This window comes from Pseudolactococcus chungangensis CAU 28 = DSM 22330 (genome assembly GCF_002441885.1).
GTDB classification, from domain to species: Bacteria; Bacillota; Bacilli; order Lactobacillales; family Streptococcaceae; genus Pseudolactococcus; species Pseudolactococcus chungangensis.
The window spans coordinates 39,689-54,593 of sequence record NZ_JXJT01000011.1 but is presented as its reverse complement, the minus strand read 5'-3'; the positions used below and the strand labels follow the sequence as shown (position 1 = coordinate 54,593).

Genomic DNA, 14,905 nt, shown 5'->3' with positions numbered 1-14,905 from the left:
AATTTCCCACACGATTTATTATAGAGCCGATCTTTTTTGCAATTAAGTTCAACAAAAATCTTATAAAATTTGATTGCTTTTTATAAAGAACCGCAATATAGGCGGTTCCTTTTGACTTGATAAGAAAGGATAAATAAATGTAAAATTTTAGATTGTATTTTAGCATCTTTCTGTGATAGTTATTCATTTCGTTATAATTACACATTATTAGGACGATTTGTAGTTGAAATTTCAGATAGATTTAGGATATGTAAGCCTTTGCTAGATTTTTTTGTTATAATGAATTAAAGATAAAATACCGATGGAGAAATTTAATGAAAAAAATGACTGTGACGGAATTGTCAGAAGCATTTGGTGTAACGCGTCAAGCAATGAATAACCGTATAAAAAAACTATCAGATGAATATCTGGCAAAAAATGATCGTGGCGTTACGGTAGTCAATGAAGATGGCATCAAGCGTTTGGAAAAGCATTACGGAAAAGTGATCTTAGAAGATCGGACTGATAAAAATCAAGAGGCTGAAAAAAACTCAGTTAATATTGATTTTGACAAGATTATTACACAGTTGATCGAAGACAAAAATACCGAAATTTCAAGATTGTCAGATCAGATTGCGATGAAGGACCATCAAATTGCTGAAAAAGACAAGCAGTTGGATCAGCAGCAGCAGTTAACTGCTAAAGCTTTAACTGAACGTGAACAAACTTTACTTGAATTAGAACAAGAAAAATCAAAAGGTTTCTTTGCCAAATTGTTTAGAAAGTAATCTAGTACAGATGCTTTATAAGTTCTAAAAACACCTAAAATCTAGCGAATTTAAAATCTGTTAGAAAACAAGAATCATCTAAAATTAGTGTTTCTTCTTGCATAAATGTGATAAAAAAGGTATGATTATAATGTAAGTTAAAAGTTTAACTTTCAGTTGTTATAGGTGTTAACACCTAATAAAAAATTACTGAATTCCATAAGGAGGATTTCTACAAAATGGTAGTTAAAGTTGGTATTAACGGTTTCGGCCGTATTGGTCGTCTTGCACTTCGTCGTATCGAAAATGTTGAGGGTGTTGAAGTTGCACGTATCAATGATTTGACAAACCCTGCTATGCTTGCACACTTGTTGAAATACGATACAACTCAAGGTCGTTTCAACGGTACTGTTGAAGTTGAAGAAAACGGTTTTGACGTTAACGGTAAATTCATCAAAGTTTCTCAAGAAGCTAATCCTGCAAACATCGATTGGGCTGCTGATGGCGTAGAAATCGTTCTTGAAGCAACTGGTTTCTTTGCAACTAAAGAAGCTGCTGAAAAACATTTACATGCTAACGGTGCTAAAAAAGTTGTTATCACTGCACCTGGTGGATCAGATGTTAAAACAGTTGTTTTCAACACAAACCACGATATTCTTGATGGTACTGAAACAGTAATTTCTGCTGGTTCATGTACTACTAACTGTCTTGCACCAATGGCTGACGCTTTGAACAAAAACTTTGGTCTTAAAGTTGGTACAATGACAACAGTTCACGGTTTCACTGGTGACCAAATGACGCTTGATGGTCCTCACCGTGGTGGTGACCTTCGTCGTGCGCGTACTGCATCAGAAAACATCGTTCCTAACTCTACTGGTGCTGCTAAAGCTATCGGTCTTGTTATCCCAGAATTGAACGGTAAACTTAAAGGTCATGCACAACGTGTTCCAGTTCCAACTGGTTCATTGACTGAACTTGTAACTGTTCTTGACAAAAAAGTAACTGCTGAAGAAGTAAACGCTGCTATGAAAGCTGCTGCTACTGAATCATACGGTTACAACACAGATGAAATCGTTTCATCTGATATCGTTGGTATTTCATTCGGTTCATTGTTTGACGCAACTCAAACAGAAGTTTCTGAAGCTGCTGACGGTACACAATTGGTTAAAACTGTATCATGGTACGACAACGAAATGTCATACACTTCACAACTTGTTCGTACACTTGAATACTTTGCATCAATCGCTAAATAATTTCATTTAGTTATTGGGAAAACGAGGAATGAAAATTCCCCGTTTTTTTGTACCAATAGAAAGATAAATGTGTTAAAACGTGTTCAACCAGATTTTGTGTGACAAGTCACTCAAAAAATACGGTTTATCTTTGTTACTTTGGTATTATAGTCGCTAATTTAGTGGCTTATGGAAAAACTCATAGTTACTTACTTTCTGATCGATGGTTGAGAAGTTGACTAGGAGTGAAGGTTATAAACTAGATTAAGGAAGAAAAATGACTTTACCTAAATGTCCACATTGTGGCAGTGAATATACTTACGAATTATCTGATACAACATTTGGCTGTTCAGAATGTGGGAATGAATTTACACAAGCCGATATTGATAATGCAAGTGACAAATTTGTCGTACTAGATTCAGTTGGCACTGAACTGGCTGATGGTGATGATGTGATTATCGTTCAAGATTTGCCAGTAAAAGGTATGCCTAAGCCAATCAAAAAAGGTACCAAAGCCAAAAATATCAGAATTAATGAAAATGGCAAGAATGGTCATTTCATTGATGCGAAAATTGATGGATTTGGTGCTATTGGGCTGAAAGGCTCTGTTGTCAAAAAAGGTTAAAATATTGAAGCGTGCATTGGTGCACGCTTTTTTGGTATAATAGAAATACGAGAAGGAGATGCTTATGAATATTTATGACACTATGAATCAATTAGAACGCGAATTACGTGCTTTGCCTGAATATCAAGCTGTGATTATAGCACTTGCTGCGGTTAAAGCAGACGAAACAGCAAATATTTTGTATGCAAAATTTATCGACATTCAAACAAAAATGCAAATGGGTCAACTGACGGAGCCAGAACAGCAAAATGAAGCTCAAACACTTTTTGCTGAATTACAGGCAAATCCGATTATGTCAGAATTGCTAGCTAAAGAACAGGCTTTGCAAACAATCACAAGTGATTTACAAGATATTGTCTTTAAGCCACTTCAAGAATTATACGGTCAATAATAGTACTTAGCGTGAGAAATCAAATTTCTCACTTTTTTGTTAAGGAGGATTTTGGATGAGTTTGATTGTTTTAATCGGTGCACAAGCAGTAGGAAAAATGACAGTTGGCCGGGAACTAGAAAAACAGTTAGAAGGGAAATTGCTTTATAATCATCAGACAATTGATTTATTTGCTGATTTTCTAGGATATACACCAACGACCTTTCAGTTATCGGAGGAACTGAGAAAAAGTCTATTTCAAGCTTTTGTAGACAATCTTGATACTAATCTTATCAAGCATGTGATTTTCACGGTTATGATTGATTTCTCATCGGCCGATGATTTGGATTTTCTTTCTGATATCGCGAGTATTTTTTCAGATGCTGGAGAGCCAGTCTATTTCATTGAATTGGTAGCGGATATTGCTAAACGGCGCGAACGCAATTGTCATCCAGAACGCTTAGCTGCGAAACCTTCTAAACGAGACTTGGCATTTTCGATGCAGGATTTAGAAGATTCAGTTGTTAAGTATCAGTTAGCGTCACAAGATCATCAACTAGCAGAACATTTTCCAGATGTTCAGACACTGAAGATTAATAATACCGAACTGTCGCCCGAAATGACCGTTGAGCAAGTCTTACAAGTATTTCCAAGTCTAAAATGATAAAATAGAGATATGAAACTAACGGATTCAATTCAATTCTTAAAAGGTGTAGGACCAAAATCTGCCGAGCGTTATCATCAGCTGGGAATTTTTACTGTACAAGATTTATTGCTATACTTTCCTTTTCGTTATGATGATTTCTCGTCAAAGTCTATTTTTGAATTGATTGATGGCGAGAAAACAACAATTGTCGGTCGAGTTGTGACGCCACCTAATGTTAGTTACTATGGTGCGCGTCGTAATCGTCTCACCTTTAAAATCAAGCAAGATGAAGCTGTCATTTCAGTCAGCTTTTTTAATCAGCCTTATTTACAAGATAAGGTTGAAATGGATGCTGAGATAGCCATTTATGGTAAATGGGATGCTAAGAAATTAAGTATCACTGGCATGAAAATTTTAGCACAGGTTGACAATAGTTTCCAGCCGGTCTACCATGTCATGCAAGGCGTCAAACAATCGGCTCTAGTCAATCTGTTGCAGTCTGTCTTTGAGACGGGTGTCGGTGAGTTAATCGCTGAGAATTTACCTGATGATTTGATTCAGAAATATCGCTTGATTGACCGCAAAACTGCAGTTCATGATATGCACTTTCCAATTGATGAAATCGCACACCAGCAAGCCTTACGGCGCATGAAATTTGAGGAGTTGTTTTATTTCCAAATGAAATTACAGGCTCTGCGCTATAAAGAAAAGTCTCCGACACAAGGTTTAGCTATCACGTTTAACGCTGCGCAACTAGCTGACAAAATCAATCAACTGCCTTACCATTTGACAAAGGCGCAAGACCAGTCCTTAGATGAAATTTTGGCCGATATGGCGAGTCCTTATCATATGAATCGTTTACTGCAGGGCGATGTGGGGAGTGGGAAGACGGTGGTGGCGAGTCTTGCTATGTACGCAGCGGTCACAGCAGGCTACCAGGCGGCTATGATGGTTCCGACGGAGATTCTAGCGCACCAACACTACGAAAGCCTCCGGACGCTCTTTCCTGAGCTGACAGTGGGTTTGTTGACGAGTGGGATGAAAGCTGCTGCGCGACGTGACGTGTTAGAGGGGCTTGAGAATGGTCGCATTCAGATGATTACGGGTACGCATGCGCTGATACAGGAGGCGGTAGATTATCAGAATCTGGGACTTGTGATTACGGATGAACAGCATCGTTTCGGTGTTAACCAACGGAAGGTCTTTCGTGAGAAAGGACAAAATCCAGATGTGTTGATGATGACCGCAACGCCAATTCCACGAACGCTTGCCATTACAGCATTTGGTGATATGGATGTATCAATTATAGACGAGCTGCCTGCTGGCCGAAAACCGATTACGACACGTTGGGTTAAGCATGAGCAATTAATGCCACAAATTTTGCCATGGATTGCTGATGAGGTCACAAAGGGGGCGCAGGTATATTTTATTTCGCCTTTGATTGAAGAAAGTGAAGCGTTGGACCTGAAAAATGCGACGGAGCTTTTTATGGAGTTGCAAGATTTTTTCGGTTTGACTGCAACTGTGGCATTACTGCATGGTAAGATGAAAAATGCAGAAAAAGATCAGGTGATGACTGATTTTAAGGCTAGAAAGTATGATATTTTAGTCTCAACAACGGTCATTGAAGTAGGGGTTAATGTGCCGAATGCAACGATCATGGTGATTATTGATGCTGACCGCTTTGGTTTATCACAATTACATCAGCTACGTGGCCGTGTCGGGCGTGGTGAGAAAAAATCCTACACCATTTTAGTCGCTAATCCAAAATCGGAAACTGGCAAGCGTCGCATGCAAATCATGACAGAAACGCAAAATGGTTTTATCTTAGCAGAAGAAGATCTCAAATTGCGTGGCAGTGGTGAAATCTTTGGGACGCGCCAATCGGGTCTGCCAGAATTTTCGGTTGCTGACATTGTCAATGATTACAATATTTTAGAAGTTGCTAGGCAAGAGGCAGTGGCTATCTTCAAGGATGCCCACTGGAGCGAAAATCTTAATTATCAGATGATGCTGACAGATTTAGCTGATGTTGCGGGATTTGATTAGTCGTTAAATAGAGGAGAAAAAGATGATAAAAGTAGTCGCTATTACAGGCGCTAGTAATGGTATGGGATTTGCAGCAGCGGAACTTTTTGCGAAAAAAGGATGGATTGTCTATGGTGGTGCGCGACGTGTTGAGAAAATTCCTGTTTCTGAAAATATTCATGCCCTGAAATTAGATGTGACAGACCATGATTCAAATGTTGCTTTTATCAAACAGATTATGGCAACTGAACAAGGGATTGATGTGCTGATTAACAATGCTGGCTATGGCGAATATGGTCCGGTAGAAGATACGCCACTTGACAATGCTAGAAGACAATTTGAGACGAATTTCTTTGGGGCAGCTGATTTGGCACAGCTTGTGCTACCTATCATGCGCGCACAAAAATCTGGACGAATTATCAACATTTCATCGATTGGTGGCGATGTTTACATGCCGTTAGGCGCCTATTACCACGCCACAAAAGCAGCATTACAGCAATGGAGCGACTCGCTTGACATCGAAATCGCGCCCTTTGGTGTCCGTTCCCTCATCATTCAACCTGGCGGGACACAGTCAGCTTGGAGCGACATCGCCATGGCACATGCTAGAAAAAATTTAAAGACGGATTCTGTTTATACAAGATTAGTTGACAAAGTCTCAGCCTTGCTAACAGCGAATGAACATACAAGCGGTGCTAGCTCAAGAGATTTGGCACAAGTCTTTTATAAGGCAGCCACAGATGAACGACCTAAACGACGCTATTTTAATACGCTGGGTGACCGCGCCATGGTCTGGTTAGCACGTAGTTGCCCGCGTGTTTTTAAAAAAGTTTTTATGTGGACGCTGATTTTTTGGGGGAAACGTGCGGAACGAAAATGATAAAAATAAGTGAAACATTAGGCATAATCGTTTAATGTTTTTTATTTTAGGGTGCTATAGTGAGAAAGATACTCTCACATTATAGCGCATTGTCCAGACCTAAGAGTCATTTACGGAAAGGAGAAAGAATGAATTTATTGACAAAAAAGACAATTGGAACTTAGTATTTTGAAGAAGAGTTTGCTGTCCCTCCATGTGGTTGTTGGTGCTGGTGTTGCTGCTCGTTGAATTGGGGAAATTTATTTGGATGATGAGAATATTAAATTTGCCTCTTTAATATTGAAGAGACAAATTTAATTGAAAATCTAGTCGAAATTGGCTAGCATCAGGCTTAACGGTTGTGGTAAAAGTGCTGATTTTCAGCACTTTTTTTGATATAATGAAAACATTACATGAAGGGAAAGGATAGGATAAAGTGGTTAACAACAAACAAGAGGATAAAAGTGTCTCTCAGGTCATGACTAAGGTAGGAGGAACATCTCTTAAAACTTTAGGCATTTATGTACGAAACTACAGTATTCTATTCATAATTGCTGTGGTGCTAGTAATCGTTGCATGGTTTGGTGGGAGACGGTTATTCGGGGCAATGTTTCAAGCGACATCGCCCTTTGCTCAAGAACGTAAAGACATTGCCCAGAAGAATAATATTCGAGATGCCTATTCAAGTATTATTGGCAGTGATGTTGGCGTCATTTCGCAAAATGGGATTATCAAATGGTTCAATTCAAAAGAAGCTAAGGAAATTGATATCTCTATCCCAAAATTAATCAATTATAGTCCACTATTTGATGATGATACTTATCGTAATGAATTAAAGGACGCTTTTAGTGAGTCGCTTAACCTAGATGCACTCAAGCAGTCTACTAAAAACTATAAGGTGTTTTATGATGGGGCAACAATTAGAAATAACGATAATAACTGGTATGATGTGACAGAGACAAATAAAAAAGCTATTGTCAAGGACTTAGAGCGTCAGGTACTTAATTTGAAAAAGATTGAGTTTAAGAAATGGAGTCAAGTTGGTAAATCTGATAATGTTGATTTTACAACTAAAGGTAAAGACACGGTAAAAGTAGATGGCTACTTCAAAACGGGTTATCTGATGCTAGCGAAAAACTACCATCTGACAGCAGAATATAAGTATCAGGGGAACGATTATCAACTTGTAGTGAATACTTTAAAGGTGGAAAAAGTTAAATGAAGAAATATTTAAGTAAACATCGCATATTGTTTGTGATAATTGTATTTTTAGCAATTTTGTTGTCGCTTGGTTTGGGGTACCAAAAGTTTTATGCACAAGAAGTATTGAGACAAGAGTTAAATCTGGATGGGCTTTTCGTGAACATTCAAGGTGTAGAAATCAAGACAGAGGGGAATGTTTGGGGAGAAAAGCCCTATAAAGAAATCCGAATAAAAATCCCTTCACTGGCTTCAAAAGGTGATGATACGCTGAAAGAAGGTGATAGTAAAATTAATCAAATTATTAACCGTGAGGCATTAGATGAAGGTGTGACAAAATGGCTAAAGAATGTTTTTAACAAGAAAGAAGCTAAGAAGTATAGTGACCATATTGAAGTCTGGTATCGAGATGATAAGATAGTCGATGAGTAGTAGAGCAACATTTCAAAAATAAAAAAGTTGTGCCGAAAGTTGGCACAACTTTTTTATTTCCCCAAACAAAACTGGCTAAACAACTGTGTGATTAACTCATCAGGTGCAGCATCCCCAGTAATTTCTCCGAGAATCTCCCAAGTTCGTGTCATATCAACTTGCACCAAATCAACAGGCATCCCTGCATCAAGTCCATCATTAACTGCAGTCAAAGCTTCAAGCGCTTGTTCGATTAAGGCGATGTGACGAGAATTTGACAGATAGGTCGCATCTTGCTCAACAATCCCAGCATTTTCAAAGAAAAGGTCGTTAATTTTAGCTTCGATTTTGTCAATGTTGGTGTCTTCAAGAACAGAAATTTTAATGACATCGTCAGGCAGGTCAACCGTTTCAATGTTTTCAGGCAGATCCGTCTTATTAAGTAAGACAATGCGGTTGCTATCCTCGCTAAGCTTCAATAGTTGATGGTCTTGGTCAGTTAGGGCTTCATTAGCGTTCAGGATGAGTAAGACAAGGTCTGCTTCTTCAAGTGCCTTGTGTGACCGCTCAACACCGATACGCTCCACGATATCATCTGTATCACGAATCCCAGCTGTATCTACAAGTTTCAAAGGCACACCATTGATATTGACATATTCTTCAATAACATCTCGCGTGGTGCCTGCGATATCTGTAACAATAGCTTTTTCTTCACGTAAGAGGTGGTTGAGTAGACTTGATTTACCAACGTTTGGTCGACCGATGATAGCTGTTGACAGACCTTCACGGAGAATTTTGCCCCGTTTAGCCGTTTTCAGTAAATTTTCGAGTAGCGTTTGAAAGGCTGCTGTTTTTTCACGCAGCATTCTTGTCGTCATTTCTTCGACATCATCATATTCTGGATAGTCGATATTAACTTCGACTTGTGCCAATGTTTCAAGAATCTCTTGTCGCGTTTTGTTAATCAAGTTTGATAGACTACCGTCGAGTTGTTTGACAGCGATAGTCATCGCTTGATCTGTTTTAGCACGGATAATATCCATGACAGCTTCAGCCTGTGATAAATCCATACGACCATTTAAGAAGGCACGTTTGGTAAATTCACCGGGCTCTGCCATTCTAGCACCATTTCGGAGCAAGAGTTGGAGAATTTCATTCATGACGGCAATGCCACCGTGGGTGTTAATCTCGACCACGTCTTCGCGTGTGAAAGTTTTCGGCGCTTTCATGACACCGACCATGACCTCGTCAAGAATGCGCGTGTTTTCAGTGATATGCCCATAGTTGAGTGTGTGGCTGTCACAGTTAGCTAGAGATTTTCCCGTAAAAACCTTATCAGCAATGGCAATGGCATCACTGCCTGAGAGTCGGACGATGCCGATAGCACCCTCACCGAGTGGTGTTGAGATAGCTGCGATGGTGTCAAATTCTTTTGTGATCATGTTGTTCCTATTTCTATTTTGAGGCTAAATAAGGTCTGGTTTTATCAAAAGCCATTTCATATTCTTTTATTTTGGTAATTTTTCCGTTATCTGAAAAAGTGACTTGTGATAATCCTTCAAAAACACTAGCCTTGTTTTGATAAACATAACGAAAACGCCAGTTGAAAAAGTCGGTATTTTTGAGACTATCTTCAAATTTAGCGAGAATCTCCCAATTCACCACCTGGTTTTCAGTAGGCGCTGTCCAATGCTGGAACCATTTTTGTGCTTCGGTTTTACTGATATAAGTGGCACCGTAACATTCCGTAATGATAATATCATCAGTTAAGCAAGCTAGAAACTGGGGCAAGTCCTTATTTTCCCAGCTCTGTGTGTATTGCGCAAATAGCGCATCATGTTGGCTAGTCATACCCTTATTTTAACGCAAAATACGAAAAACAGCAATTGTGGGTGCTTAGGGTGGAAGATAGCTAAAAAAGCCCGAACAGGCTTTTTCATTTAATCCAAAATTTGTGCGCCAATCCCAATCAAACCTGGTCCGGTATGAACAACAAGAGCTGGAGAAATTTGACCATATAAGACGTCTATGGCTTGTGGTATTGCTGCTTTAAGCGCTTCTACTAAAATTAAGGCCTCTTTAGCTGCATTGCCGTGAGCAACAAACAAACGAACCTTTTGGTGATTACCAACAAATGCTTTGACTAACTTGACTGATTTTTCAAGGCTTTTTTTACGACCACGTGATTTGGCAACCGTGTAGTAAATGCCGTCATCATTACAAGAAATAATCGGATTGAGGTTGAGCATATTGCCGACAATAGAGCTGACGAGGCCAATACGCCCTCCTTTTTGGAGGTATTCAAGTGTTGCAACGCTGAAGAAAATTTTACTATTTTTAACTTCGTTAGCAAGAACTTTGGCAATGGCGTTAAAACTTGAGCCAGAGGCAATTAATTCCGCTGCGCGAATGGCATGGACACCAGCGCCAATCCCGATGTTTTTTGTATCAAACATGAAAGTTTCGAGCATTGGAAAATCTTGCGCTACCAATCTGACAGAGTTAAAAGTTCCTGACAAACCACTTGAAATGGTAATTGCTAATACTTTTTCATAACCATCAGCCACGATTTGTTCGAAGATTTTTTGAATATAGGCACCTTCTGGTAAAGAAGTTTTAGGGATTTCGATAGGCAATCTATCGTAGATTTCTTCAGCAGTGATATCTAGTTTATCTGTATATTCGGCATCTTTATAGATAATTTTGAGAGGAATAACATAGAAATTATCAGCTTGCGCAATTGTTTCAGGTACATCACAACCTGAGTCAACAAGAATTGCAATTTTTTCAGATGTCATTTGAAATCTCCTTATTTTCCATAATGCTTAAACTTTCAGCAAGTTCAATGTTTTTTTGAGCGAGTAATTTGGCGGCAAGTGAAGATGTCGCTGCGGTAACGATAAAATATTCTGGTGAAATTTGCTTCGAAAATAAGCCAGGTGTGCTAATACCTTGCACCTGTTTGCCAACAACATTTAAAGCTTTTTCTAGTGCATGACAAAAAATATTATAGGCTTCATGTGTACCACTTACGCGTCCTTGGTAGACGATACCTGTTTTAATTTCAGGAATGGTCAAGACTTGTTTCAGCAAGGTAATGGCAATGAGGAAAGCCAAGTGGACACGGGAGTATTTTTTCTTAACAGGTGCAGGAATGAGTTCCAATTTCACATAGTTATTAACCATGGATTTAGTGAGGAGTGCTTGCTCTTGCTTGGGTAAGATGGGCGTCAAATACTTGCCTACCAAGCTAATGACTTGGTCCATATATAGCTCGATATCAGGTAATTCTTTCCATCGAGGTAAGGTAGCGGTCTCGATTTCTTTTCCCCAGTCAATTAATTGTTCAGACATAATGCGTTTTCTTTCTAATACTTAGTATAGGCTTCATCTAGTTTTGGATACTAGATATAGTTTACTACAAAATCAAAATATTGTAAATGCTAGGTGGCGCTATTGTATAGAGATGAATTAAATAAATGCGATAATTAAAGTGGTAAATCTTGAACCATGATATAACTTTTAAAGCAGTTTGGGCTAGTATGGCGTAAGGTTTAATGCTATAATGAATTTATGAATAATCTAAAAAAAATGGTTGGTATTGAGGCGGCGAAATTTGTTAAAGACGGGATGGTTGTTGGACTAGGGACAGGTTCAACAGCAGCATTTTTTGTGGCGGAATTAGGCCGTCGAGTTGCAGAAGAAAATCTTAAGATTGTTGGTGTGACGACATCAAGTGTAACTAATACGCAAGCGCGTGAACTTGGTATTCCGCTGAAAGATATTGATGAAGTGGATGCGATAGATTTAACAGTTGATGGTGCAGATGAAGTTGACCTTGATTTAAACGGTATCAAAGGTGGCGGAGCAGCACTATTAATGGAAAAAATTGTGGCAACTTATAGTCAGGACTACATTTGGATTGCGGATGAATCGAAATTGGTTGAGCATCTAGGTGCTTTTCCACTGCCAGTCGAAGTTGTCTCATTTGGCTGTGGACAGTTATTCCGATTATTTGATAAACTAGGATTTCGACCGACTTTCCGTCTGGACGAGACTGGTGCACGTTTAATAACGGATATGGGTAACCATATTATTGATTTGCATCTGGAGAAAATAGAAGACCCAGCTCGTTTGATTAAGTTACTTGATGAAACAGTGGGAGTTGTCGAGCATGGGCTCTTTAAAGATATGGCAAAAACTGTCATTATTGGCAGTGAAACTAACGGTGTGAAAATTATCACAAAATAACTTGAAATCGTTTCCAAAATAAGGTAAAATTGAGCTTAACAGCCGTGAAAAATGTCACGAACAAGTGAAAACGGTGATGCTAATTTAGAAAAGGTTAAGTTCATTTTATGTACACTCCAGAAGAAATTCTTGAACAAACAGCAACGACTGCAGTTATCAAGGTTAATAAACCACTTCTTACGAAATTCATTTTAGGATTCATTGGCGGTGCCATGATTTCCTTGGGCTACTTAGCATATTTACGTGTGGGAGGCGGATTTGTCGGAGCAGCCGTTTTTCCCGTCGGACTGATTGTCATTCTGCTAGCTGGCGGAGAATTGATTACAGGGAATATGATGGCAGTTGCTGTGGGGTATTTTAAGCAACGCGTGACGCTGACGGAACTCTTAAAAAACTGGGTAGTTATTACATTGGCCAACCTAGTAGGTGCGATTTTTGTAGCTTATGTTTTTGGTGTTCTAGCTGGGACATTAACGACCGGTGATGCGCTAAAAGAGACACTTCATGTCGCTCAAACGAAGTTAAATGCCAACTTTCTTGCGGCCTTTTGTTCAGGTATTGGCTGTAACTGGTTCGTTGGTTTAGCAGTCTGGCTAAGCTATGGCGCAAAAGATTTTTCAGGTAAAATTCTTGGAATCTGGTTTCCGGTGATGACTTTCGTGGTCATCGGCTTTCAGCATAGCGTTGCCAATAGCTTCCTGATCCCTTTTACTATTTTTGTTGGTCATGCATCATGGTTAGACTTCTTGAACAACTTTATCCCCGTTTATCTGGGGAATGTCGTAGGCGGTGCGATATTGATTGCTTTACTTTATAGCTTAGCTTATCGAAAACACTGAAAATGAAATCCAAAATAAAGACCTGTCGTTGGACAGGTCTTTATTATAGTGCGTTCAGATAGTCTTGCCAAGCTGTAACACCCCACTTATGACTACCCCGTTTTAATTTTTTAATGGCAATCTCAACTGGGAACCAATCAATATGATTGAAATCCTCTAAAGGGGCACCTAATACTTCATAGCCCACTGTTTCGTAGATATAGGCAGGATTATAATAGTAAGTATCCCGATGAGAAGAATAAAAATATTCATCAGCTTGCCCAAGAAATTTACCAAGTTTAGCTTTCGCCCCCAGTTCTTCATGCAATTCACGAATGAGTGCTTTTTTATGGTCTTCACCTGCCTCAATTTCTCCACCTGGTAAGAAATAAGCGCCATTTGGTGCTTGAACGAGACAAATTTCAGTGTTATCCTTACGAGCCACGATACCATAGACACCATAGCGCGCTTGATAGTCTTTATTGTCAATTTTTTTGCCAAAAGTTGGAATCATATTTTTCTCCGTCTAAGCTGTTGAGCCGAAACTCAGTTCTTTCGTTAATTTTATTAAGTCCATTCTATCAAATTTCGTTAAAATTTGATAAAATAAACAGTAGAAAATAAAAATTAATCAGAAAAAAAGTACAGAAGTGCTTAAATATTAAGTATAACAACCTAATCAGACTTGGAGATAGTTACACCATTGAAAAAAATAAATATTAGTAAAATCATAATTATTGCACTTATCATGATGATCACAGCTTGTGTCGCTATTTTAATCTCGGCACATCAATTTAATGACAACAAAAAGCCTTCAGAAATGACACTTGTCGTCAATGATACCGTTGGGGGGATAGATGGGATTATTGCAGCTCCATTTAACTTTTTCGAGAATAAGGCAGCAGAAGTTGGTAATTTGTTTTCTACCTATCAACAGAATGCTAAACTGAGCAAGAAAATAACGCAATTGACTGATAATGCAGCTGAATTGGATAGCTTGAAAGCTGAAAATAAAGAGTTAAAGGCAGCGCTTGACTTACAAAATACGTTGACAAACTATGAAAAAGTTGCATCAAACGTTATTGTTCGCAATCCTAATGCTTGGGGTGATACGATGACAATTGATAAAGGTTCATCCGATGGTCTTAAAGATGATATGATTATCATGAGTAATGGCGGTGTAGTGGGGCGGATTACGCAAGTGAATGCAACAACGTCTAAAGTTGCTTTGTTAACCTCAGATAAGGTATTGGAAAATAAAATTCCAGTCAGACTTGGTTCTGCGGAAAATCCAGCTTATGGTCTAATTACAGGTTATGATGCGCAGCAAAATGCCTTTATTATCACACAGATTTCATCGGATAATCAGTTCTCTAAAGGTGATCAGGTTGTGACGTCTGGACTTGGTGGTAAATCACCGTCCGATTTGTTGGTTGGCGACATTATCGGAGAGAAAAAGAACCAAAAAGGGAATGATAGAGAAGTCTATGTGAAACCTGCTAGTCAATTTGATAATATCCGGTTTGTTTTTGCGATTAAGCGTAGCCTGAGTGAGGCAAAATAATTGTGAGACCGTATCGCCCAGTTTTCTTAAACATACGGTAATGTATGAAAGCTCCGAAGAGATAGTCATTTCTTCGGAGTTTTTGGATTAGATTTTTTCTGTGTTTCTAAAAGTGTGATGTCAAAATAATTGTATAGTTGTAAAAAAAAATAGGA

Annotated in this window: 18 protein-coding genes; 12 read left to right on the top strand and 6 right to left on the bottom strand. The window is 38.8% G+C overall.

The features are described 5' to 3' along the window. On the bottom strand, positions 1-187 hold a 187-nt coding region (locus RR45_RS11360), incomplete at its 3' end, for a hypothetical protein (protein ID WP_218838354.1). 127 nt (positions 188-314) lie between these two features. Between RR45_RS11360 and RR45_RS06250 the strand changes: the two genes are divergently transcribed. The 9 genes from RR45_RS06250 (at position 315) to RR45_RS06210 (ending at position 8,138) form a co-directional block, all read left to right on the top strand. After that, positions 315-767, top strand: coding sequence for a DUF536 domain-containing protein (locus tag RR45_RS06250; RefSeq protein ID WP_031366378.1), 453 nt, complete (start codon positions 315-317; stop codon positions 765-767). A 218-nt stretch (positions 768-985) separates the two neighbouring features. After that, positions 986-1,999 (top strand): type I glyceraldehyde-3-phosphate dehydrogenase, encoded by a 1,014-nt coding sequence (gene gap / locus RR45_RS06245; protein WP_031366379.1) that lies wholly within the window; start codon positions 986-988, stop codon positions 1,997-1,999. A gap of 256 nt (positions 2,000-2,255) precedes the next feature. Beyond that, the gene (locus RR45_RS06240; protein WP_031366380.1) at positions 2,256-2,603 is read left to right on the top strand and encodes a zinc ribbon domain-containing protein YjdM; all 348 of its coding nucleotides are present in this window, start codon (positions 2,256-2,258) and stop codon (positions 2,601-2,603) included. Positions 2,604-2,667: 64 nt separating this feature from the next. Beyond that, positions 2,668-2,994, top strand: coding sequence for a YlbF family regulator (locus RR45_RS06235; protein WP_167362598.1), 327 nt, complete (start codon positions 2,668-2,670; stop codon positions 2,992-2,994). A gap of 55 nt (positions 2,995-3,049) precedes the next feature. Next, positions 3,050-3,637: a P-loop nucleotide/nucleoside kinase family protein gene (locus RR45_RS06230; RefSeq protein ID WP_031366382.1), complete on the top strand. Its 588-nt coding sequence runs from the start codon at positions 3,050-3,052 to the stop codon at positions 3,635-3,637. Between the two features lie 12 nt (positions 3,638-3,649). Then, entirely contained in the window at positions 3,650-5,668 is a 2,019-nt protein-coding gene (gene recG, locus RR45_RS06225) for an ATP-dependent DNA helicase RecG (RefSeq protein WP_031366383.1), read from the top strand. A gap of 22 nt (positions 5,669-5,690) precedes the next feature. Continuing rightward, positions 5,691-6,527: an SDR family NAD(P)-dependent oxidoreductase gene (locus RR45_RS06220; protein WP_031366384.1), complete on the top strand. Its 837-nt coding sequence runs from the start codon at positions 5,691-5,693 to the stop codon at positions 6,525-6,527. A gap of 415 nt (positions 6,528-6,942) precedes the next feature. After that, positions 6,943-7,728 (top strand): hypothetical protein, encoded by a 786-nt coding sequence (locus tag RR45_RS06215; RefSeq protein WP_031366385.1) that lies wholly within the window; start codon positions 6,943-6,945, stop codon positions 7,726-7,728. Then, complete coding sequence (locus tag RR45_RS06210) at positions 7,725-8,138, top strand: hypothetical protein (RefSeq protein ID WP_031366386.1); 414 nt, start codon at positions 7,725-7,727, stop codon at positions 8,136-8,138. Before RR45_RS06215 ends, RR45_RS06210 begins: the two co-directional genes overlap by 4 nt. Before the next feature lie 53 nt (positions 8,139-8,191). Here RR45_RS06210 and mnmE read toward each other — a convergent pair whose 3' ends face one another. The 4 genes from mnmE to RR45_RS06190 form a co-directional block, all read right to left on the bottom strand. Continuing rightward, entirely contained in the window at positions 8,192-9,559 is a 1,368-nt protein-coding gene (gene mnmE, locus RR45_RS06205; RefSeq protein ID WP_031366387.1) for a tRNA uridine-5-carboxymethylaminomethyl(34) synthesis GTPase MnmE, read from the bottom strand. Positions 9,560-9,572: 13 nt separating this feature from the next. Then, positions 9,573-9,968 (bottom strand): nuclear transport factor 2 family protein, encoded by a 396-nt coding sequence (locus RR45_RS06200; protein ID WP_031366388.1) that lies wholly within the window; start codon positions 9,966-9,968, stop codon positions 9,573-9,575. 89 nt (positions 9,969-10,057) lie between these two features. Continuing rightward, positions 10,058-10,915, bottom strand: coding sequence for a DegV family protein (locus tag RR45_RS06195; RefSeq protein WP_031366389.1), 858 nt, complete (start codon positions 10,913-10,915; stop codon positions 10,058-10,060). Continuing rightward, the gene (locus RR45_RS06190; protein ID WP_031366390.1) at positions 10,905-11,471 is read right to left on the bottom strand and encodes a DUF1836 domain-containing protein; all 567 of its coding nucleotides are present in this window, start codon (positions 11,469-11,471) and stop codon (positions 10,905-10,907) included. Before RR45_RS06190 ends, RR45_RS06195 begins: the two co-directional genes overlap by 11 nt. Positions 11,472-11,690: 219 nt before the next feature. On the opposite strand from RR45_RS06190, the gene rpiA reads away from it, so the two are divergent. Both rpiA and RR45_RS06180 read left to right on the top strand, forming a co-directional pair. Then, a complete protein-coding gene (rpiA, locus tag RR45_RS06185) occupies positions 11,691-12,368 on the top strand; it encodes a ribose-5-phosphate isomerase RpiA (protein ID WP_031366391.1) in 678 nt (225 codons plus the stop codon). Positions 12,369-12,475: 107 nt separating this feature from the next. Then, entirely contained in the window at positions 12,476-13,207 is a 732-nt protein-coding gene (locus RR45_RS06180) for a formate/nitrite transporter family protein (protein ID WP_031366392.1), read from the top strand. Between the two features lie 43 nt (positions 13,208-13,250). Here RR45_RS06180 and RR45_RS06175 read toward each other — a convergent pair whose 3' ends face one another. Continuing rightward, the gene (locus RR45_RS06175; protein ID WP_031366393.1) at positions 13,251-13,700 is read right to left on the bottom strand and encodes an NUDIX hydrolase; all 450 of its coding nucleotides are present in this window, start codon (positions 13,698-13,700) and stop codon (positions 13,251-13,253) included. Between the two features lie 189 nt (positions 13,701-13,889). Here RR45_RS06175 and mreC point away from each other — a divergent pair, with 189 nt between their 5' ends. Beyond that, positions 13,890-14,750 (top strand): rod shape-determining protein MreC, encoded by an 861-nt coding sequence (gene mreC / locus RR45_RS06170; RefSeq protein ID WP_031366394.1) that lies wholly within the window; start codon positions 13,890-13,892, stop codon positions 14,748-14,750. Positions 14,751-14,905 lie beyond the last annotated feature (155 nt).

Coding starts and splice junctions, on each gene's coding strand:
- RR45_RS06250 (WP_031366378.1), top strand. CDS start 315: ATGAAAAAAATGACTGTGACGGAATTGTCAGAAGCATTTGGTGTAACG.
- gap (WP_031366379.1), top strand. CDS start 986: ATGGTAGTTAAAGTTGGTATTAACGGTTTCGGCCGTATTGGTCGTCTT.
- RR45_RS06240 (WP_031366380.1), top strand. CDS start 2,256: ATGACTTTACCTAAATGTCCACATTGTGGCAGTGAATATACTTACGAA.
- RR45_RS06235 (WP_167362598.1), top strand. CDS start 2,668: ATGAATATTTATGACACTATGAATCAATTAGAACGCGAATTACGTGCT.
- RR45_RS06230 (WP_031366382.1), top strand. CDS start 3,050: ATGAGTTTGATTGTTTTAATCGGTGCACAAGCAGTAGGAAAAATGACA.
- recG (WP_031366383.1), top strand. CDS start 3,650: ATGAAACTAACGGATTCAATTCAATTCTTAAAAGGTGTAGGACCAAAA.
- RR45_RS06220 (WP_031366384.1), top strand. CDS start 5,691: ATGATAAAAGTAGTCGCTATTACAGGCGCTAGTAATGGTATGGGATTT.
- RR45_RS06210 (WP_031366386.1), top strand. CDS start 7,725: ATGAAGAAATATTTAAGTAAACATCGCATATTGTTTGTGATAATTGTA.
- mnmE (WP_031366387.1), bottom strand. CDS start 9,559: ATGATCACAAAAGAATTTGACACCATCGCAGCTATCTCAACACCACTC.
- RR45_RS06200 (WP_031366388.1), bottom strand. CDS start 9,968: ATGACTAGCCAACATGATGCGCTATTTGCGCAATACACACAGAGCTGG.
- RR45_RS06195 (WP_031366389.1), bottom strand. CDS start 10,915: ATGACATCTGAAAAAATTGCAATTCTTGTTGACTCAGGTTGTGATGTA.
- RR45_RS06190 (WP_031366390.1), bottom strand. CDS start 11,471: ATGTCTGAACAATTAATTGACTGGGGAAAAGAAATCGAGACCGCTACC.
- rpiA (WP_031366391.1), top strand. CDS start 11,691: ATGAATAATCTAAAAAAAATGGTTGGTATTGAGGCGGCGAAATTTGTT.
- RR45_RS06180 (WP_031366392.1), top strand. CDS start 12,476: ATGTACACTCCAGAAGAAATTCTTGAACAAACAGCAACGACTGCAGTT.
- RR45_RS06175 (WP_031366393.1), bottom strand. CDS start 13,700: ATGATTCCAACTTTTGGCAAAAAAATTGACAATAAAGACTATCAAGCG.